This window comes from Acinetobacter sp. G18, assembly GCF_052660225.1.
Genome location: NZ_CP109658.1, coordinates 2,630,720 through 2,654,181 on the forward strand (window position 1 = coordinate 2,630,720; position 23,462 = coordinate 2,654,181).

Genomic DNA, 23,462 nt, shown 5'->3' on the forward strand with positions numbered 1-23,462 from the left:
TTAAAGCCATAATATCTTTATTAATTATCGTATTTAAATTTAAAAAGATTAAAGGTAGTCCCTCACTTGAGAGACTGCCTTATAAAATGGCTAATTAATTATGCCATTGATGGAACGGACACTTAGCTTGCTCTGTTTTTTCTTTTGGAATATCTGGCGTAGAGATTGGACGACGCTGATGCTGTTCCTGAATGATAGGAAATACCGACGTAAAGAAGTTTGACCAACCACCAGTACGTACTCTTAACAAATTATATTGCTCAGGTGATGTTACCGCTTGAGTAAATGTTTCTGGGTTAGCGACCGTGATCGTTAAAATATTAGATGACCCACCTTGGCTGAATTGTTTCAATATCTTGATCAAATCTTTAACGCCAAAGTCTTCACGAATATTAAAGTCTGTAGGTGCACCATCAGCCATTAAATTTGTACCCGTACCGTCAAAACCTTTTAAAGCACGGCTAAATTCAGCCACTTGATGATCAACAACTAAATCTGCTGGACTTGGTGATGGACTTAAATCTGATGCTACTGTTGTACCTAAACGACGACCATCAGCGCTCGCTCCATTCCATGCCCCCATCTCTACATGATTTTCAAAAGTTCCCACACCAGGTTGAATCTGAATACCAAATGGATGCTCTTCTGAACCATAACGTTCAGCTAAACCTTTAAGACTTTGCGCAAATTGTGGCCATGGTTTTCTAAATGTTTCGACTGAAATTTCAGCAATCATTTGAACTATCTGATCGCCTAATTTATCGACTTCAGAGTTTCCTCGTCCATAACGTGGTTGTGCCAAAGCAATCTCTCGTAAACGCTTATAGCGATCAGCTTGTGCAGCAATACGAGCATGCCCAGCTAAATTACTAATAAAAGGCTCAGTCATTTTATAACCCCAGTCACAACACAAGCACTCTAAGAGTTCAGGTAATGTAGTTACCGCAGTTAATGGATCAAAAACCATTGCCTTAATCGCATATAGTGAATTAATGGTATTACTGAGCGAGATATAACACGGTCCATAAATATTATATTTAGCCCCACCACTATAAAAATCCTGACCTTTAGCCAAACAATCATCCATCAAAACATTTAGAATTGGAGATGGACAAATATCTGTATTGGCACCATAACCCAGAATTTGCCCATTAAATGCCTTGCGATTGAGCAATTCAAAATGTTGCTTATATAGATCTAATAGTTCTTCAAAACTATCTATCTGATCGGCAGGTTTCGTATTTAGTGAAACAGTTTGCCCAAACAGATAGCTTTGCCCAGCACTTGAAATTGTTCTACCCTGATTTAATGCACATTCCAAAGGCTGTAATGTCGAGAATCCACCTAATGAAAACCAGTTTTCGCCAGGGAACTGAGGTTCATAACAACCATCACAGGCATAATTTTGAGCTGAACGAATATCGACTTTAGAATTCCAATTTGGCAAATTAGAGAACGCATCTCCCCCTACGCCATCTCCACTTTGATGAAGACTAGGAATGAGTTTTTCATCATTTAATAAAATTGGATGGGCACCGCCAGATAAAATTGCATGTGCAGCCACTTCTAAAATTTCTTCAGGAATATCTTTGCGTGTGCGTAAAGACAAACACGGCGCATTTAACGGTAAACGGCCTGACGCACGAATGAATAATTTTGTGACCTCATTATAAGCTGGTTTGGTTTTAGAAAAATCTTCTTCGCCATCTGCTACTGTACCGCCAACTGTAATCTGTTGAATCCATTGTCCCAAAGATGCACCTTGAGGATAAGGTCCCGAACTGCCGCCCATCGCAAGATTACCGAAAGGTTGATGATCTTCCATAAACATACGGTTCTGTTGTACTTTTTCGTCTAGCTTGATATAGAAGGCATCGATAATTTCCTGTGCTTCTTCAACCGGAATCGCATCTTTGTCAAGGAAAGGTTGTAACAGCTGATCCATACGTCCAAATGCTGTTGGCTCACCATTTAAATGCAAACAACTATGCAATGTGAAAATAAATTGAACTGCTTCAATAAATGTGTCCGGTTTATCTTTCGATAACTTTTCCATTCGATGACCAATCGCAATTAAATTATCTTTTTCGAACTCTTGTCCTTTTTGCATCTGGTCTGCGACTTTAAATGCGAGCTTTGAATAATTTAAGAAATATTCAGAAATACCAACTAGTGCTAATCTCGAAGCTTCATAGAAGTCTTTTTTCTCTGGAGTCTGAGCATTGCTTGCATGTTTCGCAATTTCTTGTTGTAGACCAGCTAAACCTAAATCTAGTGCCTTTTTATAATTTGGAATGACATGCCCAACCCCCGATGCTTCACTTAGGTTACGCAAAAAGCCCTGAAGACGTTCTTCTTCAGACAAATACTTCATGACATAACGACCTTCACCCAAGGTCAGATTTGGCATAGCTCCTACAATAATTTCATCTGGCATAATGCGATAAGTATCTGATCCATAAATGACCTTACCTTCACATTCACGCCCAGTTGAATATGGAATCATTTCACCATTTTTTAATAAAATTTTTCGTCCGCGGAAACCATAGTTTTCTGATGAGAATAACTGCAAACTTAATCGGATAGCCCAACCTTTGCGCAGCATAATAGATAAACCCATAATATTTTCAGGCTTATCACTGATATCGAACTCATCAATATAATAATCTACCCCTCGTTCAATTTCTTCTTGTTTACGGTTGAAGTACCAGTTGTCTTGCCATAAAGAAAATGTATTTTCAAGTAAACTTAAAATACGATTAGAAGGTGGTTTAAAAAATTCACTATGGGGATTTAGCCCAGTTGCCATATTAAAAAGATAATTACTATGATTATAGTACATCAAACCATTATCTGAACTGTTCGTATAATGGCGATCAAATCGATTCCAATCCATACCTGGGAAAAAATTCCAGTTATCTTTATCTAATCGACTAAAATCATTTAAATATTCTGGCGCATCATCTAATGCTAAATCTTTTAAACTTGGAATATAAAATATTCCTCCCAAGTCTGAATGAAGGCTATTGAATAGACGGTCATTCATAAAGCCTTCTATTGCACCAATCTGACTTGCCATAACTTCTTCTAAAATGGCAGCAGTTTTTGCAAAACCAGCAAAATAAATTCCTGCTTCATCGGCTTTAGTTACCGATTTTGGCACTCTAAAACTTGAATTTGATTCAGCACGGCCAAACGGTAAACCTAGACGCAGAATAGGCGTGGTATTTCCATTTTCATCTTGTACACGAGAAGCTTTAATGTGCGAACGGCTATCACGGTCTGGAATAATCGTGTCGTCAGTTTTACGTCCTATCAAATCTTCAATTTGATCTTCTGACATCATGTTGATTTGATCCCAATTAATTAAAAACCTTTGAGATAAAACGTATGAGCCACCAAAATGATCAATATCTTCTGCACCAATTAAAGTATGTTTTGCCAGTGAAATTGGATCAGATGGATTATTTAAATTTTCAGAAAAACGACACCCTAAAACCTTACCATTGCGACCTGTTTTAGATTGTGAAGCAGTAACTTGACTAAATATTTCTTTAATATCTGAAGCTAAAAAATGCTCAATATATGTCTGTAATACTGTACACGCATCGGCATCATCACTTTTTACATGCAACCAAATGTCACCATCCGAATTTTTAAAACTCCCATTCGAATCAGAGAAAACTTCTGAGACATTTGGGTTCTTTTCTTCTGGATAATGTAATTGCATTCCCTTTGGTCGTGACAACTTATCTTTTTCACAAATCAGATCCCAATTGTCAAAAGATACACCAATTGCCAAAGTTGTATTTTTACTAGAAAGTGCTGGATTCTTATTAACTTCTTGACGCACAGCTATCATTAATTGTCGTATTCTTTCCCGCGTAATTTCTTTATTTAGCCAAACTGTACTAAAAATGGCATGGGGTGAAGGATAAACCAACCCACGCTGCATATATTTCCATATTTCAGTAAAACGATCTTCATAAGATATATTTAACATTATATTAGTTCCTTTAAAATTTTTATATAATAATTAAAAGTATGATTATAAATTTAATTACAAAAGCATTATTCATAATAAAATTTCAAATAACAAGATATTTAAAATCAAACAAAAATAGTAAGAATTAATAAATATTCCCAATAAAAATTTAAGTTTAGAGAATTTAAAATATAAAGCAGAAAAAAGTCACAAAAAATAAAGCCAATTACATAAAACAAGCCATCAATTATTAATATAAAATAATAAATAAAATTAAAATAAAATCATTAAAAAAATTAAAACAACTTTTAAGTAAAGCTTACTGATATAATTTCTAGCATTCTTTTAGAAAATTATTGTCGCTATGTTGATAAAAAAACTTATTTCTACTTTGCTTTTTACATCAATACCTTTTTACTGCTTTGCCGAACTTCCCCAAGACTCAAGAAGACCCGGTGGAATTGCAGTCGTTCCATTAACTGCCGATATTACTCAGGTCACTTTTCAACAGAAACCAGTTTTAATTAGTCAAGAAGGCCATCAACGTTATGCTGTAGTAGGTATTCCATTATCTACACCACTTGGCAGTGTTCAGCTCAATACCAATAAAGTGCCTATTCCAATAGAAGTTAAGTCTTATCCCTATGCTGAGCAACGGATTAAAGTCACTAACCAAGACTATGTGAACCCTAACCAAAGTCAGTTAGATCGTTATGCTCAAGAAGCGAAAGAACAAAATGAAGTTTATAACTCTTTCACATCAAGTTCATGGCAAAGCTTACCCAAATTTATACGTCCCACTTCAGGGAAATTTACCAATTCTTTTGGAAGAAAACGCTTTTTTAATGGTGAAGAACGTGCACCTCACTCAGGTCTTGATATTCCAGCCCCTGTAGGTCAAAAAGTAATTGCACCAGCAGATGGCGTGGTCGTTCAAACAGGAAACTATTTCTTTAATGGACAAACTGTATTAATTGATCACGGCCAAGGCCTAGTCAGCATGTTTTGCCATTTAAGCGCGATAAAAGTAGAGAAAGGCCAACATATCCGCCAAGGAGAAACATTAGGTTTAGTGGGCAAAACAGGACGCGTGACAGGCCCTCATTTACATTGGGGCATGAGTCTTAATAATGCTCGGGTAGATCCGCAACTTTTTCTAAATACACCTCGTTAATTTAAAGCCTTACGAAAATACTTTGGTGCTTCAACATAACCTTCTTTTAGATAAAATTGATGTGCCAAAGGTCTTTGTATTCCTGAATGCAATTCCATTCGATCACAACCACGCTGCTTAGCTAGACGCTCGGCTTCTTGCATAAGCAAATGCCCCACTCCTTTACCACGCATATTCTGATCAACGCACAAATAGCAGATTTTGGCAAAATCTCCTTTTAAGGCAATTTGCGGAATAAAATACAGGGACAAAACTCCATATACATGCGAATCATCGGCTGCGACCAATGTAATTGCATTGGGATCTTCACTTAACTTTTGAAATTGTTCCTGAACCAATCCTGAAGGCTGCGAATATCCCATTTGCTCCAGCAAGTGACATATGGCCTCGGTATCTTGCGACTGTGCTAAACGAATATTCACCCAACATTCTCCTTAATATTTTTTGAATTATTCTTATCACAAAAAAAGCCAACATCACTGTTAGCTTTTCTTTTTCAGGCATTCATATGAAATTATGCAGCTTCAATAATCTCAAAATCATGAGTAATTTCTACACCACCATCAGAAAGCATTTTACTCGCTGAACAATATTTTTCAGCTGATAGCTCTACTGCTTTTGCAACCTGTTTTTCTTTGACAGCTTTACCTGTTACCACAAAGTGCAAATGAATTTTTGTGAAAACCGCTGGAATTGCATCGGCACGCTCAGCTTTAAGCTGACATACGACATTCGTCACATCTTGACGAGATTTCTTTAAAATCGTCACAATATCAAACGAAGCACACCCACCAAGTCCCATTAATAGCAATTCCATAGGACGTGGTCCACGGTTTTCACCACCATACTCAGGTGAGCCATCCATGATGACACTATGTCCACTATCCGATTTCGCTTCAAAAGCAACATTCTCTAGCCAATGTACACTTGTTTGCATTGCAACTACCCAAAAAAAATTATAAATTTAAGCAGGGTCTGTTGACATTTCATCTATGGATTGCGTAATAGCTAAAAATTAATTCAAATAAAAACGCAAAACACAGACAAGGGCAATCCTTTGTCCAGTTTTGTAATAAAATTTGTTAAATTTCAGCCAAAATCTGAGGTGTGATTTAAGCATCTTAGAAGCAGCGCAAGACCAGATTTTTTGTGCGTTTCGTTGTTAAGCTCTATTTATTTAGAATGACTAAATTCCATAGTTCTTGCTTCGTAACGTCTAGAAAAATCGTCTTATGTCGCAACCATCTGTGAAATGTCAACAGGCCCTTGTTTTGTACACTAACATAAAATGAGTTGATAAGGAATTTCATCTCTTCTGTGTAATAGCTCATCTCGAGCCTGTGTGAATTGTTTACCCTATTCGGAACATATCAAGCATGACTTCAAATTTTTCACAACTCAGCACAGATGCTTTATCTCCGGGGCAACTACCTGAATCCGTTAAAGCATTGTTAAAGCGTGCTCACATCAACAGATATCCAAAACGAACCACAATTGTTGATGCCGGAACAGAGTCAAAATCTTTATATTTAATTTTAAAAGGCTCAGTTTCAATTATTTTGCGTGAAGATGACGAACGTGAAATTGTTGTGGCATATTTGAATCCTGGTGACTTCTTTGGGGAAATGGGGCTTTTCGAACCGAACCCTCAACGTACAGCTGAAGTCCGTACTCGTGATGTTTGTGAAATTGCTGAAATTTCATATGACAACTTCCACGAACTGAGCAAGCAGTATCCAGATCTTAGCTATGCCGTTTTTGCGCAACTTGTTCGTCGCTTAAAAAATACAACTCGCAAAATGACTGACCTTGCGTTCATTGACGTATCTGGTCGTATTGCTCGTTGCTTAATTGACTTATCTTCACAGCCAGAAGCAATGATCTTGCCGAATGGTCGTCAGATTCGTATCACTCGCCAAGAAATTGGACGTATTGTTGGATGTTCACGCGAGATGGTTGGTCGTGTATTGAAGACTTTAGAAGATCAAGGCATGATCCAAACTGATGGTAAAGCCATTCTCATTTTTGATGCTTCATTAGAAGAGAATTCAGTCACTGATGAAGACTATGATGATGAAGAATAAGTAATTGCAATGATTTAATAAAAAGCAAACTTCGGTTTGCTTTTTTTATATGCAACAATGAGTTAATACACAAAACTTACAAACTATTCTAATTTTATGATTTAAGTTGAATACATATTTGCGATTAGGCTAACTCAAATTTCTCAAGGATTTCGATATATGCAATTTAACTCGCTTGGACACACTGGCATTAACCTTCCAGAAATTTGCTTAGGTACCATGACATTTGGTGAGCAAAACACTCAGCAAGAGGCTTTCGAACAACTCAATTATGCTTTAGAGCACGGTCTTTATTTTTGGGATACAGCAGAGATGTATTCTGTACCACCCAAACCAGAAACATATGGCGCTACTGAAACTATATTAGGTCATTGGTTTGCACAGCATGGTCAACGCGACAAAGTATTCCTTGCTTCAAAAATTGCAGGTCCCGGCTTTGGTGGAACTCATATTCGAGAAGGTCATACCAAGTTTAATAGTGACCATATCTCACAAGCACTTGATGGCTCACTTAAACGATTACAAACTGATTATATTGATCTCTACCAACTGCACTGGCCAGAACGTCATACCAACTTCTTTGGAACGCTCGCTTATGGCAATCAACAAGCACAAAATGATTATGACACTACACCCTTAGAAGAAACTTTACTTGCCCTTCAAAAAGAAATTAATCGTGGACGTATCCGTTATATCGGTTTGTCTAACGAAACACCTTGGGGCACCATGAAGTTTTTACAACTCGCTGAAAATTTAGGAGTAAGTAAATTTGTAAGTGTCCAAAATCCATATAGCCTGCTTAATCGTACTTATGAAATAGGTATGTCTGAGATTGCTAAATATGAAGGTGTAGGATTACTTGCTTACTCTCCTCTGGCTTTTGGTTATTTAACTGGTAAGTTTAGAAATGGTGCACGACCTGCGAATGCTCGCGTTACTCTATTTCCACGTTTCAGTCGTTATAGCAATGCACAAAGTGAATGGGCAACTGAACAATATGCACAACTCGCTGAAAAGCATGGTTTAAGCCTGAGTCAATTGGCTCTAGCGTTTATTAAGCAGCAGTTCTTTGTGACAAGTACAATTATTGGTGCGACCAACCTAGATCAGCTCAAAGAAAATATTCAGGCTTTTGAAATTGATCTTTCACCAGAAATTTTACAAGGTATTGAAGCTATTCATATACAACAGCCAAACCCCGCTCCTTAAAATAAAAAACGGATGCTTAAGCATCCGTTTTTATATGAACTGAAAGTTTTAAAACTTACTTACGACCATTGTAAATCGCTAATGCAGCAGGTAAGTTTTTACGCATATCATTAATACGCTGTGAGTTAGATGGGTGAGTCGATAAGAATGATGAACCACCAGCACCTTCAAGCTTGTTCATTTTTTCCCATAATGTAATAGCTGCATTTGGATTATACCCAGCACGGGCCATTAACATTAAGCCACCTTGGTCAGCACGGCTTTCTAAACTACGTGAATATGGTAAGCCTACACCCACTTGCGAGCCTAACTGAGCAGCAGCAGTACCAAGCTGCCCCACATTATTACCCGCATAGCTTAATCCAATGCCTAAAGCTAAATCAGTGAGAGCTTGAGCACCAATTTTACTTTTCGCATGTTCTTCTAAAGCATGCGTCATTTCATGGCCCATAACAGCTGCAATTTCAGCATCGGTCAGGTTCAATTTATTGACGATGCCTGTATAAAACACCACCTTGCCACCTGGTGCAACGTAAGCGTTAACCGTATCTGATTTCAGTACAGCCAACTGCCAACTAAATGGCTGACCTGTTTGGTTCATTTGGTTCGCATAAGGTCTCAAACGGTTAAAAACAGCATTAATACGGCTATAGGTACTTGAACTTGTATCTAAAGTCCCTTTACCACGCGCTTCCTGCACCATTTGATTAAAACCTTGTGCAGATTGCGCATTTAGTGTTGCTGTATCTGCACCAGCCATGTCTGCTACTGTTGCACAACCAGAGATTGTTACCACACTCGCAGCACATAAACTTAAAAAGAGTTTTTTATTCATCAACATGGATCACCTAAATCGTTAAAAAAACTGTTTATTCTTTTGCACTAATTATAAGAAATAGCACACAAGCTTTGAATGTCTCATTTCTTCACGATCATAGTATTTATGTAAAGATCAAGTCGATAAAGTCATCAAATAAATCCAGAAAATTAAACAAATTATGTTTAAGCCCAAATATACATGACTTAAGGTCTTAACTTTTTCCTCAAGAGTAGGACTTTTCCTTTTCCACAGCAAATAGCTATTTTGTATGAGTACGACAGGAATGAGCACACATGCGAACAATACGGACAAGATCATAAAGGCTGTCATAAAGAAATCTTGATTATAATTTTGCCCATAGATGACTAACATTGCTAATGTAGGCGAACCACCAATAGCAAACAAAAAAGAATAAAACATCGTTTTTGAAATAGCTGGCTGTAATTTCATTTGAGTTCATCATCCATGATATAACCTATGTCTATGTTGTAATCTGAATTAGACAAAACAGAAACTGCACTTTAGTCGGATATAAAAAAAGCCCCCTATTCAGGAGGCTTTTATCATCTTTGCAAATTAAGCAGAGAACGGATGACGTAAAACAATTGTTTCTGCGCGGTCTGGACCAGTTGAAACGATATCAATCGGACATTCGATTAATTGTTCAATACGTTTCACATAAGCCAAAGCATTTGCAGGCAATTGGTCAATGCTAGTCAAACCAACAGTTGACTCGCTCCAACCAGGCATAGTTTCATAAATTGGTTTCAAGCATTCAAAAGAAACCGCATCAGAAGAGCCTACGCAACCTGAATCAGTATTTTCATAACCTACACAGATTTTTACTTCTTCTAAACCATCTAAAACGTCAAGTTTAGTTAAGCAAATACCTGAAAGTGAGTTAACGTCTACAGAACGACGTAGGATTTCAGCATCAAACCAACCACAACGACGTTGACGACCAGTAGAAGCACCAAATTCATGACCTACAGTACCGAGGTGTTTACCAATTGCATCACCAGAGTCAGTTGCAGCATCGTAAACCAATTCAGTTGGGAATGGACCAGCACCTACACGTGTTGTATAAGCTTTAGTAATACCCAATACATAATCAAGATGTAAAGGACCCATACCAGAACCCGAGCTTACACCACCAGCCGTTGTATTTGAGCTAGTCACATACGGGTAAGTACCGTGGTCGATGTCTAGAAGTGAGCCTTGAGCTCCTTCAAACATCACAGCTTTACCTTCTTTACGGTAGTCATGCAATACTTTAGTCACGTCAATAACTAATGGAGCAAGAACTTCACGCCATTGGTTGCAAAGAGCCAATACATCTTCAAATTTAACAGCTTCTACACCGTAGAACTGAGTTAACTGGAAGTTATGTAACTCAAGCATTTCTTGAAGTTTCTCTTCTAGCGCTGCACCACCACGAACAAGGTCAGCAACACGCACTGCACGGCGAGCTACTTTGTCTTCGTACGCAGGGCCGATACCACGACCTGTAGTACCAATTTTAGCGTTACCACGTTTCTTCTCACGAGCCTGATCAAGAGCAATGTGGTTAGGCAAAATAAGTGGACAGTTTGGAGAAATGCGTAGACGTTCCTTAACTGGAACACCTTCAGCTTCCAAAATTCCCATTTCTTCAATTAGTGCTGCTGGTGAAAGCACCACGCCATTACCAATTAAGCACAATACGTTTTCACGTAAAATGCCTGATGGAATGAGGTGCAATACAGTCTTTTTACCACCTACGACAAGAGTATGACCTGCGTTATGTCCGCCTTGATAACGTACTACCGCAGCCGCTTGATCTGTGAGCAGGTCGACGATTTTACCTTTACCTTCGTCGCCCCATTGGGTACCAAGTACCACAACATTTTTGCCCATAATAGCCTCATTACATCATGCTGTTAAAATTGGAAACCATCAGTAAAATACTGTTGGCGTTTAAATCTTTTCAATATTCCATTGTCCATTTTGCAACACCAATTGATGTGTGGCATATGGAATAGAAGTTAAATCATCATTACCTAACAATTGAACCACGCGTAAGCCTTGTGAACGTGCATTTGCAATTGCTTTAAGCAAATCTGTATCTGTACCTTTAGGTGCAACTACTGTTTCAATCTCAGCGAATTGATTTGCACCTAATGCATATAAATCACAACTAAAACCAGTAGCAGGACGCGCACGACCAAAGTGCTCACCAATACCGTCATAGCGACCACCCTGAGCTAAAGGTGCAGCACGGTTTGGTGCATAAACTGCATACATCAAACCAGTGTGATAGTGGTAGCTACGAAGTTCAACGACGTCAATTCCGACGTTCAGTGCTGGCCAACGATTTTTAATTTGGTCAAGTGTTGTTTTAAGTGCGTCTAATGCTGCTTTAAATTCAGCATCTTGTAATATGTTTGCACTTAAATTTGCCTGTAGTGCATCTAAATCACTTGAATAGCGACCAAGCGCATAAAAATCAGAACCCATATTTAGGTTTTGAGTAAATTCTGCTAACTCTGGCAATGCTTTTCTTTGGTATAGATCAGACAGCTCATGTTCTTCATTTTTTGACAGACCAGCGTACTTTACTAGACTACGGAACAAACCTACATGGCCCAAATCTAGATGAGCGCCTTGTAAAGTATAAATGTTCTCAATTAGCCCGAGCATAACATCGACCATTTCGACGTCAGCTTCGATACTATCGTGGCCATATAGCTCTGCACCCAATTGTAAAGGTGCACGAGTCGCATTGAAATTTTGTGGTTTTGTATGTAATACAGTCCCTGCATAACAGTAACGTGCAACACCTTCAACGGGTCTTACATGTGCATCAATACGTGCAACTTGCGGTGTCATGTCAGCACGGATGCCAAGTAAACGGCCTGAAAGCTGGTCAATGACTTTAAAAGTTACTAAATCCAAGTCTTGATTTAATTCTGATAATGAAGACAACGATTCGATGTATTCGATAAATGGTGTATATACCAGTTGATAACCTCTTACTGCGAGGAAATCGATAGCTTCACGGCGAAGTTTTTCAATGACTTGCGCCTGTTCCGGCAATACATCTGCTACCCCGTCAGGCAGCAACCATGTCTCTGAAATGGTCATATTTCAAGCCTAAAATCTGATCAACGTGGAACGACCCCACATAAAAAAATCGGGAACACACCCGATTTCTCTTAGTGTAGCATGATACTTTGTGCCATGCACCTTACAATTTGCATAAATCTTTCTGAATAAACTCTAAAGTCAAAAAGAAGATTTAAACAATTAATAATAACATTCAATATCTTACTGCGCTTTGCTTAAATCATAATCAAAAGTTCTTCGACCAAAGAATGGGCCAATATCTGAACTATCGCCTTGTTTCCAATTGACCAAATTTAGCTTTTGAATAGCTTTCTTAAGTTATTTTAAATTTAGAAAGAATTGCACAAATCTAATAATCGATTTGCATAACCCCATTCGTTATCATACCAAGCAAATACTTTAGCTTGATGCCCCACAACCATAGTTTGAGTTAAATCAACAATAAGTGAATAAGGTGAATGATTAAAATCGCTTGAAACTAGCGGTTCATCAGTTACTGCCATAATTTCTGCATAATCTGTTTGAGAAGCTTTAATCAGCAACTCATTAATATGATGAACAGTAATTGGTGATTGTGCGATAAACGTTAAATCAATTGCAGCCACATTAATAGTAGGAACTCGAATTGAGTAGCCATCAATACGGTCTTCCATTTTCGGCATCACACGTTTTAATGCGCCAAGTGCACTAGATGTAGTGGGAATAATATTTTGCCCAGAAGCTCTAGCACGACGTAAATCACGATGTGCGTGATCAAGTACAGACTGGTCTGCTGTTACTGCATGAATTTCGGTCATGAGCGCAGTTTCAATACCAAATGCATCATCAATAATTTTTACTAAGGGCACTAAAGCCTGCGTAGTACATGACACACTAGATATGATTTGATCAGTTGCTTTTACATCGGCATGGTTAACGCCATAGACAATTGCAGCATCGACATGGTCAAAAGGTGCTGCCCCAATAATGACCCGCTTCGTCCCTGCTTCTAAATGGCGTGTTGCATCAGCATGAGAACGGAACAATCCAGTACATTCGAGTACAACATCAATTTGCAAGCTTGCCCACGGCAAAAGTTCTGGTTGTTTTTGCTGAAGAACTTCAACTTTCAGATTTCGCTGGTTTGATTGAATATTTAAATAAATCTTTTCATTTTCAATAGCTATGTCAACTTTGCCATTAAAACGGCCATGGGTTGTATCATACTTAAATAAATGCACTAGTGTTTGTACATCTGCTATATCGTTAATCGCCACGATTTCAAAATGAAACTGTTTCGGGCTTTCAAACCAAGCACGTAAAACATTACGTCCAATCCGGCCAAACCCATTAATGGCGATACGTTGCATGACCTATCCTTATCTACAAAACCAGAAACGAAAGAAGGCATATAGTAAAACACGTGAAGGCTAATTGAATATAGATTTTTAGCCAAATCACAGTTTTGTAAGATATTCCCTCTAAAATCGTTGGTTCGGTGGGGTTTTTCCGTTACAATTTAGCGTTTTTTAAAAATAAGCCCCGTATCACATGCAAGATTTGTGAACAAACAAACTTGTAGTGATGCTTTTAGCCAAATTCGAAAATATGGAGTGACTTGGTTGTGAGTACTCGTTTAATGACATCTGCTGAAATTCGTGAAGCATTTTTGCGCTACTTTGAAACGCAAGGGCATACACGTGTCGCGTCGAGTTCTCTTGTTCCTGCCAACGACCCAACTTTATTATTTACAAATGCTGGGATGAACCAGTTTAAAGACTGTTTTTTAGGTCTTGAGAAACGTGACTATGTACGTGCCACAACATCACAAAAATGTGTACGTGCAGGCGGTAAACATAACGATTTAGATAACGTCGGCTATACAGCTCGTCACCATACATTCTTTGAAATGTTAGGTAACTTCTCATTTGGTGACTATTTCAAACGTGATGCGCTTAATTTTGCTTGGGAATTTTTAACCAGCGAACAATGGCTTGCTTTACCGAAAGACCGCCTATATGTAACGGTTTATCACACCGATGACGAAGCTTACGACATCTGGAATAAAGAAATTGGTTTAGCGCCAGAGCGTATTATCCGTATTGGTGATAACAAAGGCGAAAAATACGCTTCAGATAACTTCTGGGCAATGGGTGATACAGGTCCATGTGGTCCATGCTCTGAAATTTTCTTTGACCACGGTGACCACATTTGGGGTGGTTTACCTGGTTCTCCTGAAGAAGATGGCGATCGTTTCATTGAAATCTGGAACAACGTTTTCATGCAGTTCAATCGTACTGCTGATGGCGTGCTTCACCCTCTTCCAGCTCCATCTGTAGATACAGGTATGGGCTTAGAGCGTATTTCTGCTGTATTGCAACATGTTAATTCAAATTATGACATTGACCTGTTCCAACACTTATTAAAAGCTGCTGCAAATATTATTGGTATTGAAGACGAAGGTCAGCCTTCTTTACGTGTTGTGGCAGACCATGCGCGTTCTTGCTGTTTCTTGATTGCTGATGGTGTAAACCCAAGCAATGAAGGCCGTGGCTATGTACTTCGCCGTATTATCCGTCGTGCTGTTCGTCATGGTAACAAGCTTGGCGCAACTGGTACGTTCTTCTACAAAATGTTGCAACCTTTAATTGAAGTTATGGGTGATGCATACCCAGAACTTGCAGCACGTAAAGACGTGATTGAAGCAACTTTAATTCGTGAAGAAGAACAGTTTGCTAAAACACTTGAGCAAGGGTTAAAACTACTTGAAGGTGAACTTGCTCAGTTAAAAGACAAAACTATTCCTGGTGCGACTGTATTTAAACTTTACGATACTTATGGCTTCCCAACAGATTTAACTGCTGATATTGCACGTGAACGTGGCTTTATTATTGATGAAGCTGGTTTTGAAGTTGAAATGGCTGCACAACGTCAACGTGCGCGTGACGCTGGTAAGTTTGCAGTTGACTATAACAACATTGTAAAAGTCGAAGGCGAAACTCAGTTCGACGGTTATATCAACACAACTGGTCAAGGCGAAATTGTAGCGATCTATAAAGATGGCGTACAAGTTGATGAAGTTTCTGAAGGTGACGAAGCGCTTATCGTTCTAAACCAAACTCCTTTCTATGCTGAAAGTGGTGGTCAGATTGGTGATACGGGTATCTTCAAAAATGAAACTGGTATTTTTGAAGTTCAAGACACTAAAAAGTCTGGCGGTGCCTTTGTTCATCAAGGTATTGTGACCGTTGGTAACCTCAAAGCAAATCAAAATGTAGAAGCGATTGTTAAAGCAGACATTCGTGAAGCTACTGCGCGCAACCACTCAGCCACTCACTTGTTACATGCTGCCCTTCGTCAAATCTTAGGTTCACATGTACAACAAAAAGGTTCTTTAGTTGCAAGCGACATCTTACGTTTTGACTTTGCAAATGACCAACCTGTTTCATTTGAACAATTACAACAAGTTGAACGTCTGGTAAATGCTGAAGTTATTGCCAATACTCCAGTGACGACTGAACTTCTTGACATTGAAGCCGCGAAAGCAAAAGGCGCAATGATGTTGTTCGGTGAAAAATATGGCGATGAAGTACGTGTACTCTCTATGGGTTCAGTCATTGATGAGAAGAACTTCTCAATTGAACTTTGTGGTGGTATTCACGTAAAACGTACAGGTGATATTGGTTTATTCAAAATCACTTCTGAAGGTGGTGTAGCTGCTGGTGTACGTCGTATTGAAGCAGTAACTGGTACTAAAGCGTTAGAAGTGGTACAAAAAGCTGATAATGATATTCAGCACATTAATAGCTTACTAAAAGCACAGAAAGACCAAACAGTTGAGCGTGTTCAAGCTAATGTGGAATTGGTTTCTGCATTACAAAAGCAGATTGAACAACTCAACCAGAAATTGGCAAACTTCCAAGCGGCTGACTTGATTGATCAGGTACAAACGATTGCTGATCGTCAAACGCTTATCACTACTGTTCAAGGTGTTGATGCAAAAGCGCTTCGCAACTTGCATGACAGTGTGAAATCAAAATTAGAGAATGCAGTGATTGTGTTAGCAGGTGTAGAGGGTGACAAGGTCAGCCTGCTTGCATCAGTCGCGTCGCAATACACTGCAAATCTAAAAGCAGGTGACATCATCAAACATCTAGCAACTGAGTTAGGTGGTAAAGGTGGTGGTAAACCTGACTTAGCACAAGGTGGCGCGCCACTTAACGAGAAGTTTGGACAAGTTATTGCAGCATTGCCTGCTTGGCTTGAACAAAAATAAGACTTCACTTTTTGTGTAACTGACCCTGAAAAGCCTCTCAGGGTCATGGCTTATATGGAACAACTATGGCATTAATCGTTCAAAAATATGGCGGTACTTCTATGGGTACCCCCGAGCGCATTTTAAATGTTGCTCGTCGTGTGAAGCGTTGGCATGATCACGGTCACAAGGTTGTTGTGGTCGTATCTGCAATGAGTGGTGAAACAAACCGCTTACTTGCCCTCGCTAAAGCCATTACCGAAACACCTGACCCACGTGAGTTAGACCAAATGGTTTCAACCGGTGAACAGGTGACGATTTCCATGTTAGCTATGGCACTTAATTCGATTGGTGTGGAAGCTAAATCCTATACCGGACGTCAAGTCGGTATTAAAACTGACAGTGCATTTACCAAGGCGCGTATCGAGTCTATTGATACAGATGTCATGACCAATGACCTAGATGCAGGCCGTGTTATTGTGGTTGCTGGTTTCCAAGGCTTTGATGCAAATGGAAATACCACAACACTAGGCCGAGGTGGTTCAGATACTTCTGGTGTTGCTCTTGCTGCTGCTTTAAAAGCTGACGAATGTCAGATCTATACCGATGTAGATGGCGTTTACACCACTGACCCTCGTGTTGCTCCTAAAGCCAAAAAAATCGACCGTATTTCTTTTGAAGAAATGCTAGAAATGGCATCATTAGGTTCTAAAGTTTTACAAATTCGCTCAGTAGAGTTTGCCGGGAAATATCAAGTTCCTTTACGTGTATTATCAAGCTTTGATAATGATAACGATGGCGTTTTTGACGACGAATTTAAAGAAAATGTAGGTACACTCATTACGACTGAGGCGGAAGACAATATGGAACAGCCAATCATTGCAGGTATTGCTTTTAACCGTGACGAAGCAAAATTAACGATTTTAGGTGTGCCTGATGAACCAGGTATTGCTTCTAAAATCTTATCACCAGTAAGTGATGCCAATATCGAAGTCGATATGATAGTGCAAAATGTTGAAGAAGATGGCACAACAGATTTCACTTTCACTGTAAACCGTGTTGATTTAGCGAAAGCTGAAAAAATCTTAAACGAAACTGCTAAAAATATTGGCGCGCGTGAAGTTTCAACACGTGATGACATCGTTAAAGTATCTATCGTTGGTGTTGGTATGCGTTCACACGCAGGTGTAGCGAGCAAAATGTTCACTGCCCTTGCTGATGAAGGCATTAACATCCTTATGATTTCAACTTCTGAAATTAAAGTTTCTGTCATTATTGATGAGAAATACCTTGAACTTGCAGTTCGTTGCCTACATACCGCATTTGGTTTAGATCGCGAACATGGTGAAAGCAGCGCCCGCGCTTAATTTTACCAAACGGTCAAGAATTCATTAAAAAATGTTTACTTGTCCGACAATAATCAAAGAAAACACAGAGCCGCTATAGTTTTTTTTATAGCGGCTCTGTTATATTAAACGGAAAGTTTTTTGGCAGTGATTATCAAAATATGACTTTGTTCTCATATTTCTGTTAGAATCTGACTGAAAACTGAGGTTGAGCTTTTATTTGGGTACCAATATTGCAGTTTTAAGCGTTTAGCAAGGAGATAAACATGCTGATTCTGACCCGCCGTGTCGGGGAAACATTAATGATTGGGGATCAAGTCAGTGTTACTGTGCTTGGCGTCAAAGGAAACCAGGTTCGAATTGGTGTGAATGCGCCAAAAGAGGTTTCTGTTCATCGCGAAGAAATTTATCAACGTATTCAACATGAACGTGCAATGCATGAACACCTTCAACATCTTGATCAAGATTATCAAGTTTCATATGAAGATGATAATTATGCACAGAAAAACTTCAATCGTTAGTATGAAGTTATTCTCTCCCTAATTAAAGCGACTTTCTAGTCGCTTTAAATTTTTTTGGGAGTATATAAATTTATAGACCTAATGCACGTTTAACCGGTGCATAACTACGACGGTGTTGATCGATCACCCCGTGAGCTGCAATCGCTTCAAAGTGTGCTTTTGTTGGATAGCCTTTATGTTTGGCAAATCCAAATAATGGATACTGTTGATCTAATTCTGCCATTTGGCGATCACGTGTGACTTTTGCCAAGATACTGGCAGCACTAATTTCGGCGTGGCTCGCATCTCCACCAACAATTGCTTCACATGGAATAATGATTCCTTTGGGAATTTGGTTGCCATCTACAATAACTTTTTCAGGCAGTGTTTTAAGGCCGTCCACTGCTCGCTTCATTGCTAGAAATGTTGCTTGTAGGATATTTAGCTCATCAATTTCTGCATGCGTCGCTTCTGCAATTGACCATGCTAAAGCTTTTTCCTGAATTTCAATAAACAACTTTTCACGTTTTTTTTCAGTTAATTTTTTAGAATCGTTTAGTCCTAAAATCGGATTTTCCGGATCTAAAATAACAGCAGCGGCAACAACTGACCCCACTAATGGGCCTCGCCCCGCCTCATCTACACCTGCAACGAACATGTATACTCCAATGAAAAAAAGAGGCTGATCAATATGAATCAGCCTTCTTTAAAACTTAAATTATTAATTACTTTTGTAAAGCTTCAGCCACACAAGCATTTACAGTATTAGAAACGACTTGGGTTACTATTGTTGCACGTGCAGCTGGGTCAAGTGCAGCAGTAGCCAAATCAACTGCCGTAACACTGTTTGGTGCCTTTTCACTTACGCAGCCACAAACATTAGTTTGAATACTATCACGTTGTTCAGCAGTCATAAGCTTTGTTGCTGTTTTCCATGCAGGAACATTATTAATTTCTGTAATACATTTTGCATTTACAGCAACTTTTAATGCAGTCATGCCTAACTGTTGAGTTGTAGTTTCTGCAGAACCTGTACCAGGAGTTGTTGCACATGCAGTTAAAGCCAAAACAACTGGTGCCACAGCAAGCATCAATTTTTTCATCATTTTTCCTTTGATCGAACGTAAGCAGCGCGTATTTTGCCTAAACTCGTGCTTAGAAGAAACAAATAAATTGATGCATTTATGCAATCTAATTTTCCTACACTCCAGTTTGATTTAATCATGCACTTCAGCTAAAGCGTTCTGTTTATAGTACGCTCCGTTACGAGAACAACATTTCTCAAAAATACTGCTTTACCATAAAATCTAGCGCTAAAATGACAAAAAATTAGGGTCTTTTATGCCTGCCTCATCCTCTCAATACTACACCCGCACTGCACAGATTTTGCATTGGGTTATGGCAATCATTTTCATCACGGCTTGGGTGATTGGTTTCTACAGTGGAAATTTTTTAAGTTATGATACTGATGGCAGCTTTAAAGGTGATGTCATTACACTGCATAAAAACATCGCCACAACCATTATCTTTCTAGTGGTTATTCGCCTTTTCTGGCGTTACACCCATCCAGCCCCAAAGTTGCCTGACACCATGTCACCAAAGATGAAAACTTTGGCTCACATTGGACATTTATTACTCTATGTGATTTTGGTGGCTTTACCTGTTACGGGTTGTTTATTTAGCTGGAGTGCTGGTCATCCTGCCCCTGTTTTATATTTATTTGAAATTCCACGTTTAGTACAAGACAATCCAGAGCTTTTAGCTATCGTTAAACCATTACATATTTATATTTCGTGGTTTGCAGGTTTGCTTATTGTTGGACATGTTCTGGCAGCTTTAAAACATCACTTTGTGGATAAAGACAATGTTTTAAACAGCATGACCAAACAACCTAAATAAATTCAATATTAAAAAAAACCGCCTATTAAAGGCGGTTTTTTTATTTAGATTTTTTGGATTTCTGAAATCCACTTTTGTTTTTCTTCATCTGAAATGAAAGAGGCTTCAAAAGAGTTAATTGCGAGTTGCTTCAACTCATCATTACTTAAATCTAAGGCTTGCTGAATAGCAATGAAGTTATCATTCATATATCCACCAAAATATGAAGGATCATCCGAGTTAACAGTCACGTGTACGCCTTTTTGCAAAAGACGACGGATATTGTGATCTTTCATATCCTTAACAACACATAGCTTTAAGTTACTTAAAGGGCAAACGGTTAATGGCATTTTTTCATTAATTAAACGAGCCATTAATTGTTCGTCTTCTTCAGAACGTACGCCGTGGTCAATACGGTTTACTTTAAGCAAGTCCAAAGCTTCCCATACATATTCAGGTGGGCCTTCTTCGCCTGCATGAGCCACGATTAAGAAGCCTTCTTCACGTGCCTTAGCAAAAACACGTTCAAATTTAGCTGGTGGATGTCCTACTTCACTTGAATCAAGCCCTACGGCAATAATGTCTTGTTTAAACGGTAAAGCTTGCTCAAGCGTTTCAAATGCAGCTTCTTCGCTTAAATGACGCAAGAAACACATAATGAGCTGAGAGCTAATACCAAATTTAGCTTTCGCATCAGCACATGCACGTTTAAGTCCATTGATTACTGTCGCAAAGGCAATACCACGGTCAGTATGGGTTTGCGGGTCAAAGAACATTTCTGTATGAACGACACGATCTTCTGCACATTTCTCAAAATATGCCCATGCTAAATCATAAAAATCTTGCTCATGAACAAGAACATTTGCACCAGCATAGTAAATATCTAGAAATGATTGAAGATTATGAAAGTTATAAGCTTGCTTTACTTCTTCAACAGATTTGTAAGGAATCTGAATCTGATTACGCTGTGCAATAGCAAACATTAATTCAGGTTCAAATGTCCCTTCAATATGCACATGCAACTCGGCTTTTGGTAAGGCCTGAATCAGCTCGACTTGATTCATATTAACTCCACATCTAAAGAAAAAAGGGTGTGGTAACACACCCTTCAATAACTTCCTTCTTATATAACGATTACGAAATATAGTTCTAGAAGGAAATTATAAAAAATCGTATTAACCGCCAAAAGCGATAAATTTAAATACCCAAAGAGCAGCAATAATCCACACCATGTATGGAACAGTTTTTGCTTTACCTGTAAATAATTTGACTAATGCATAGCTGATAAAGCCCATTGCAATACCATCTGCAATTGAATACGCGAATGGCATAAATACAATCGTTAAAAAGGCTGGAACAGCTTCTGTAATATCATCCCAATCAATGTGCGTGATCCCTTGGATCATAAGTACACCGATAAATAATAAAGCTGGGGCTGTTGCAAAACCTGGCACAGATTGAGCAAGAGGAGCTAAAAATAAACAGCAGATAAATAAAACAGCAACAACGACTGCAGTTAAACCAGTACGCCCACCTGCCGCTACACCTGAAGCTGATTCGATATATGGCGTAGTAGATGAAGTACCCAATGCAGCACCAGCAACAATAGCCGTAGAGTCAGCAAATAATGCTTTTTTCAAACGTGGTAATTTACCATCTTTTAAAAGGCCAGCACGGTGTGAAACGCCAACCAAAGTACCCGTACTGTCAAACAAGTCAACAATGAAGAATACGAAGATGACACCGACCATACTTGCAGTAAATAGGCCTTTAAAGTCCATTTGCATGAATGTTGGTGCAATTGAAGGGATTTGACCTACTACACCTTTAAATTGATTCAAGCCTAAAGCAGTCGCAATTGCTGTAACGACTAAAATACTAATAATGATGGCACCGCGAACTTTAAGCTGATGTAAAACTACAATCAATAAAAATCCAAATAAAGCCAACAACACTGTAGGTTGTTTAATATCACCCAAACCTACCAATGTCGCTTGATTGGCAACAATAATGCCGGCATTTTTTAGCGCAATAAGTGCAAGGAATAAACCAATACCCCCGCCTATCGCAAATTTAAGCGACATTGGAATTGCATTGACAATCGCTTCACGAACTTTAAAGAAGCTAATCGCAAGAAAGACAATTCCTGAAACAAAAACAGCTGCTAAAGCCGTCTGCCATGGCACTCCCATGCCCATACATACCGAATAGGTAAAATAAGCGTTAAGCCCCATGCCCGGTGCCAATGCAATTGGATAATTGGCAATAATACCCATCACTAAACAACCGATTGCTGCCGCCAAACAGGTTGCAACGAATACGGCGCCATGATCCATGCCGGTTTCAGATAAAATGAGTGGATTGACAATGATGATGTAACACATCGTTAAAAACGTAGTTACACCAGCAAGAACTTCTGTTCGAAACGTGGTTTTATTGTCGCTTAACTTAAATAAACGCTCTAACCAGCCTGCCGAAGAATTGGGCGCCGCCATAAGTAGCCTCTATGCAAAATCTGAGCTGTGGAATATGTACTTCTATGTAGGTATCTGAGCAATCTTGTTTTTCTGATCAGATCTCTAAACAAAAACCTCAAATAGATGAAGCAACAAATATGCCACTCATTTGAATTTTGATTTCATACATAGAAAATAGACACAGCCCCTCTTGAAACACAAAAAAGCTGCATAACCCCTATGCAGCTTTTTTACTATACGTTAAATAAGTTTAACAGATTCAATCGCAACATGATCAAAATTTATGAAAAGATATGACCAATGACAGTCTTTTTTAAAGCAAATTACAACAACAGTTTTGACTAGAAAAAAACTTTTTTATCACTGAGATAGTTTTGCAAAGTATAAGAAGCTAAATTGCTATGACTAACACGATTAGGATTTCGCTCAATCGTTTGCAAGTTTTTTTCTGCTTCTTGAATAATTCGCATAAGTTCTTGGTGTTTTTTATTTTGGCTATCTAAATACGCCCAATATCCTAATACAAACACGATACTCACACACAACACTATTAATACTTTATTGATCATTATTATTATCTCTATGTTTTTAATGTTAATGATCTTAACAAAAAATAACCAGTTTGTGAATACTTTCACATTTATTTACAA

General features: G+C 38.6%; 20 protein-coding genes. 7 read left to right on the forward strand and 13 right to left on the reverse strand.

Going from position 1 to position 23,462, the window contains the following annotated elements; translation table 11 throughout:
• Positions 1–94: 94 nt before the first annotated feature.
• Positions 95–4,003 (reverse strand): Dyp-type peroxidase, encoded by a 3,909-nt coding sequence (locus NE363_RS12535; RefSeq protein WP_445535182.1) that lies wholly within the window; start codon positions 4,001–4,003, stop codon positions 95–97.
• Positions 4,004–4,349: 346 nt separating this feature from the next.
• Here NE363_RS12535 and NE363_RS12540 point away from each other — a divergent pair, with 346 nt between their 5' ends.
• The gene (locus NE363_RS12540; protein ID WP_445535183.1) at positions 4,350–5,159 is read left to right on the forward strand and encodes a peptidoglycan DD-metalloendopeptidase family protein; all 810 of its coding nucleotides are present in this window, start codon (positions 4,350–4,352) and stop codon (positions 5,157–5,159) included.
• Here NE363_RS12540 and NE363_RS12545 read toward each other — a convergent pair.
• Together NE363_RS12545 and NE363_RS12550 are read right to left on the reverse strand one after the other, a co-directional pair.
• Entirely contained in the window at positions 5,156–5,581 is a 426-nt protein-coding gene (locus tag NE363_RS12545) for a GNAT family N-acetyltransferase (RefSeq protein ID WP_445535184.1), read from the reverse strand. The two genes, NE363_RS12540 and NE363_RS12545, sit on opposite strands and share 4 nt — an antisense overlap.
• A 92-nt stretch (positions 5,582–5,673) precedes the next feature.
• Positions 5,674–6,096 carry an OsmC family protein gene (locus NE363_RS12550; RefSeq protein ID WP_039253874.1) on the reverse strand — a complete coding sequence of 141 codons (423 nt, stop codon included), beginning with the start codon at positions 6,094–6,096 and terminating at the stop codon, positions 5,674–5,676.
• A 439-nt stretch (positions 6,097–6,535) separates the two neighbouring features.
• Between NE363_RS12550 and crp the strand changes: the two genes are divergently transcribed.
• Complete coding sequence (gene crp, locus NE363_RS12555) at positions 6,536–7,243, forward strand: cAMP-activated global transcriptional regulator CRP (RefSeq protein WP_004702771.1); 708 nt, start codon at positions 6,536–6,538, stop codon at positions 7,241–7,243.
• A gap of 159 nt (positions 7,244–7,402) precedes the next feature.
• Positions 7,403–8,452, forward strand: coding sequence for an NADP(H)-dependent aldo-keto reductase (locus NE363_RS12560; RefSeq protein ID WP_100191888.1), 1,050 nt, complete (start codon positions 7,403–7,405; stop codon positions 8,450–8,452).
• A gap of 55 nt (positions 8,453–8,507) precedes the next feature.
• Here NE363_RS12560 and NE363_RS12565 read toward each other — a convergent pair whose 3' ends face one another.
• From NE363_RS12565 to NE363_RS12585, 5 genes are all read right to left on the reverse strand, one after another.
• Positions 8,508–9,287: a M48 family metallopeptidase gene (locus tag NE363_RS12565; RefSeq protein WP_019458152.1), complete on the reverse strand. Its 780-nt coding sequence runs from the start codon at positions 9,285–9,287 to the stop codon at positions 8,508–8,510.
• A 117-nt stretch (positions 9,288–9,404) separates the two neighbouring features.
• Entirely contained in the window at positions 9,405–9,722 is a 318-nt protein-coding gene (locus tag NE363_RS12570; RefSeq protein ID WP_445535185.1) for a hypothetical protein, read from the reverse strand.
• 126 nt (positions 9,723–9,848) lie between these two features.
• Entirely contained in the window at positions 9,849–11,168 is a 1,320-nt protein-coding gene (locus NE363_RS12575) for an adenylosuccinate synthase (protein WP_004702779.1), read from the reverse strand.
• 60 nt (positions 11,169–11,228) lie between these two features.
• A complete protein-coding gene (locus NE363_RS12580) occupies positions 11,229–12,395 on the reverse strand; it encodes an ATP phosphoribosyltransferase regulatory subunit (protein ID WP_019458153.1) in 1,167 nt (388 codons plus the stop codon).
• A 311-nt stretch (positions 12,396–12,706) separates the two neighbouring features.
• Positions 12,707–13,726, reverse strand: coding sequence for a type I glyceraldehyde-3-phosphate dehydrogenase (locus tag NE363_RS12585; RefSeq protein ID WP_445535186.1), 1,020 nt, complete (start codon positions 13,724–13,726; stop codon positions 12,707–12,709).
• A 269-nt stretch (positions 13,727–13,995) separates the two neighbouring features.
• On the opposite strand from NE363_RS12585, the gene alaS reads away from it, so the two are divergent.
• The 3 genes from alaS to csrA all read left to right on the forward strand — a co-directional run bounded on the left by alaS (position 13,996) and on the right by csrA (position 18,478).
• Complete coding sequence (alaS, locus tag NE363_RS12590; protein WP_025465194.1) at positions 13,996–16,632, forward strand: alanine--tRNA ligase; 2,637 nt, start codon at positions 13,996–13,998, stop codon at positions 16,630–16,632.
• Positions 16,633–16,697: 65 nt separating this feature from the next.
• Positions 16,698–17,978, forward strand: a complete 1,281-nt coding sequence (locus NE363_RS12595) for an aspartate kinase (RefSeq protein WP_004702788.1) — start codon at positions 16,698–16,700, stop codon at positions 17,976–17,978.
• 245 nt (positions 17,979–18,223) lie between these two features.
• Positions 18,224–18,478, forward strand: coding sequence for a carbon storage regulator CsrA (csrA, locus tag NE363_RS12600; RefSeq protein WP_000906487.1), 255 nt, complete (start codon positions 18,224–18,226; stop codon positions 18,476–18,478).
• Positions 18,479–18,548: 70 nt separating this feature from the next.
• Here csrA and rnhB read toward each other — a convergent pair whose 3' ends face one another.
• Both rnhB and NE363_RS12610 read right to left on the reverse strand, forming a co-directional pair.
• Complete coding sequence (gene rnhB / locus NE363_RS12605; RefSeq protein ID WP_004702791.1) at positions 18,549–19,115, reverse strand: ribonuclease HII; 567 nt, start codon at positions 19,113–19,115, stop codon at positions 18,549–18,551.
• 67 nt (positions 19,116–19,182) lie between these two features.
• The gene (locus NE363_RS12610; RefSeq protein ID WP_077166139.1) at positions 19,183–19,560 is read right to left on the reverse strand and encodes a hypothetical protein; all 378 of its coding nucleotides are present in this window, start codon (positions 19,558–19,560) and stop codon (positions 19,183–19,185) included.
• A 238-nt stretch (positions 19,561–19,798) separates the two neighbouring features.
• Here NE363_RS12610 and NE363_RS12615 point away from each other — a divergent pair, with 238 nt between their 5' ends.
• The gene (locus tag NE363_RS12615) at positions 19,799–20,356 is read left to right on the forward strand and encodes a cytochrome b (RefSeq protein WP_445535187.1); all 558 of its coding nucleotides are present in this window, start codon (positions 19,799–19,801) and stop codon (positions 20,354–20,356) included.
• Positions 20,357–20,400: 44 nt separating this feature from the next.
• Here the strand turns inward: NE363_RS12615 and NE363_RS12620 are convergent, their stop codons facing one another.
• The 3 genes from NE363_RS12620 to NE363_RS12630 form a co-directional block, all read right to left on the reverse strand.
• Positions 20,401–21,399 carry an adenosine deaminase gene (locus NE363_RS12620; RefSeq protein WP_445535188.1) on the reverse strand — a complete coding sequence of 333 codons (999 nt, stop codon included), beginning with the start codon at positions 21,397–21,399 and terminating at the stop codon, positions 20,401–20,403.
• Positions 21,400–21,510: 111 nt separating this feature from the next.
• Positions 21,511–22,830 (reverse strand): NCS2 family permease, encoded by a 1,320-nt coding sequence (locus NE363_RS12625; protein ID WP_004702799.1) that lies wholly within the window; start codon positions 22,828–22,830, stop codon positions 21,511–21,513.
• A 323-nt stretch (positions 22,831–23,153) separates the two neighbouring features.
• On the reverse strand, positions 23,154–23,381 hold the full coding sequence (locus tag NE363_RS12630; protein WP_004702801.1) for a hypothetical protein: 228 nt from the start codon (positions 23,379–23,381) through the stop codon (positions 23,154–23,156).
• Positions 23,382–23,462: the final 81 nt, after the last annotated feature.

What these genes read in the sequence shown, in the direction of transcription:
- NE363_RS12535 (WP_445535182.1), bottom strand. Translation starts at nt 4,003, where the DNA reads ATGTTAAATATATCTTATGAAGATCGTTTTACTGAAATATGGAAATAT.
- NE363_RS12540 (WP_445535183.1), top strand. Translation starts at nt 4,350, where the DNA reads ATGTTGATAAAAAAACTTATTTCTACTTTGCTTTTTACATCAATACCT.
- NE363_RS12550 (WP_039253874.1), bottom strand. Translation starts at nt 6,096, where the DNA reads ATGCAAACAAGTGTACATTGGCTAGAGAATGTTGCTTTTGAAGCGAAA.
- crp (WP_004702771.1), top strand. Translation starts at nt 6,536, where the DNA reads ATGACTTCAAATTTTTCACAACTCAGCACAGATGCTTTATCTCCGGGG.
- NE363_RS12560 (WP_100191888.1), top strand. Translation starts at nt 7,403, where the DNA reads ATGCAATTTAACTCGCTTGGACACACTGGCATTAACCTTCCAGAAATT.
- NE363_RS12565 (WP_019458152.1), bottom strand. Translation starts at nt 9,287, where the DNA reads ATGAATAAAAAACTCTTTTTAAGTTTATGTGCTGCGAGTGTGGTAACA.
- NE363_RS12570 (WP_445535185.1), bottom strand. Translation starts at nt 9,722, where the DNA reads ATGAAATTACAGCCAGCTATTTCAAAAACGATGTTTTATTCTTTTTTG.
- NE363_RS12575 (WP_004702779.1), bottom strand. Translation starts at nt 11,168, where the DNA reads ATGGGCAAAAATGTTGTGGTACTTGGTACCCAATGGGGCGACGAAGGT.
- NE363_RS12580 (WP_019458153.1), bottom strand. Translation starts at nt 12,395, where the DNA reads ATGACCATTTCAGAGACATGGTTGCTGCCTGACGGGGTAGCAGATGTA.
- NE363_RS12585 (WP_445535186.1), bottom strand. Translation starts at nt 13,726, where the DNA reads ATGCAACGTATCGCCATTAATGGGTTTGGCCGGATTGGACGTAATGTT.
- alaS (WP_025465194.1), top strand. Translation starts at nt 13,996, where the DNA reads ATGACATCTGCTGAAATTCGTGAAGCATTTTTGCGCTACTTTGAAACG.
- NE363_RS12595 (WP_004702788.1), top strand. Translation starts at nt 16,698, where the DNA reads ATGGCATTAATCGTTCAAAAATATGGCGGTACTTCTATGGGTACCCCC.
- csrA (WP_000906487.1), top strand. Translation starts at nt 18,224, where the DNA reads ATGCTGATTCTGACCCGCCGTGTCGGGGAAACATTAATGATTGGGGAT.
- rnhB (WP_004702791.1), bottom strand. Translation starts at nt 19,115, where the DNA reads ATGTTCGTTGCAGGTGTAGATGAGGCGGGGCGAGGCCCATTAGTGGGG.
- NE363_RS12610 (WP_077166139.1), bottom strand. Translation starts at nt 19,560, where the DNA reads ATGAAAAAATTGATGCTTGCTGTGGCACCAGTTGTTTTGGCTTTAACT.
- NE363_RS12615 (WP_445535187.1), top strand. Translation starts at nt 19,799, where the DNA reads ATGCCTGCCTCATCCTCTCAATACTACACCCGCACTGCACAGATTTTG.
- NE363_RS12620 (WP_445535188.1), bottom strand. Translation starts at nt 21,399, where the DNA reads ATGAATCAAGTCGAGCTGATTCAGGCCTTACCAAAAGCCGAGTTGCAT.
- NE363_RS12625 (WP_004702799.1), bottom strand. Translation starts at nt 22,830, where the DNA reads ATGGCGGCGCCCAATTCTTCGGCAGGCTGGTTAGAGCGTTTATTTAAG.
- NE363_RS12630 (WP_004702801.1), bottom strand. Translation starts at nt 23,381, where the DNA reads ATGATCAATAAAGTATTAATAGTGTTGTGTGTGAGTATCGTGTTTGTA.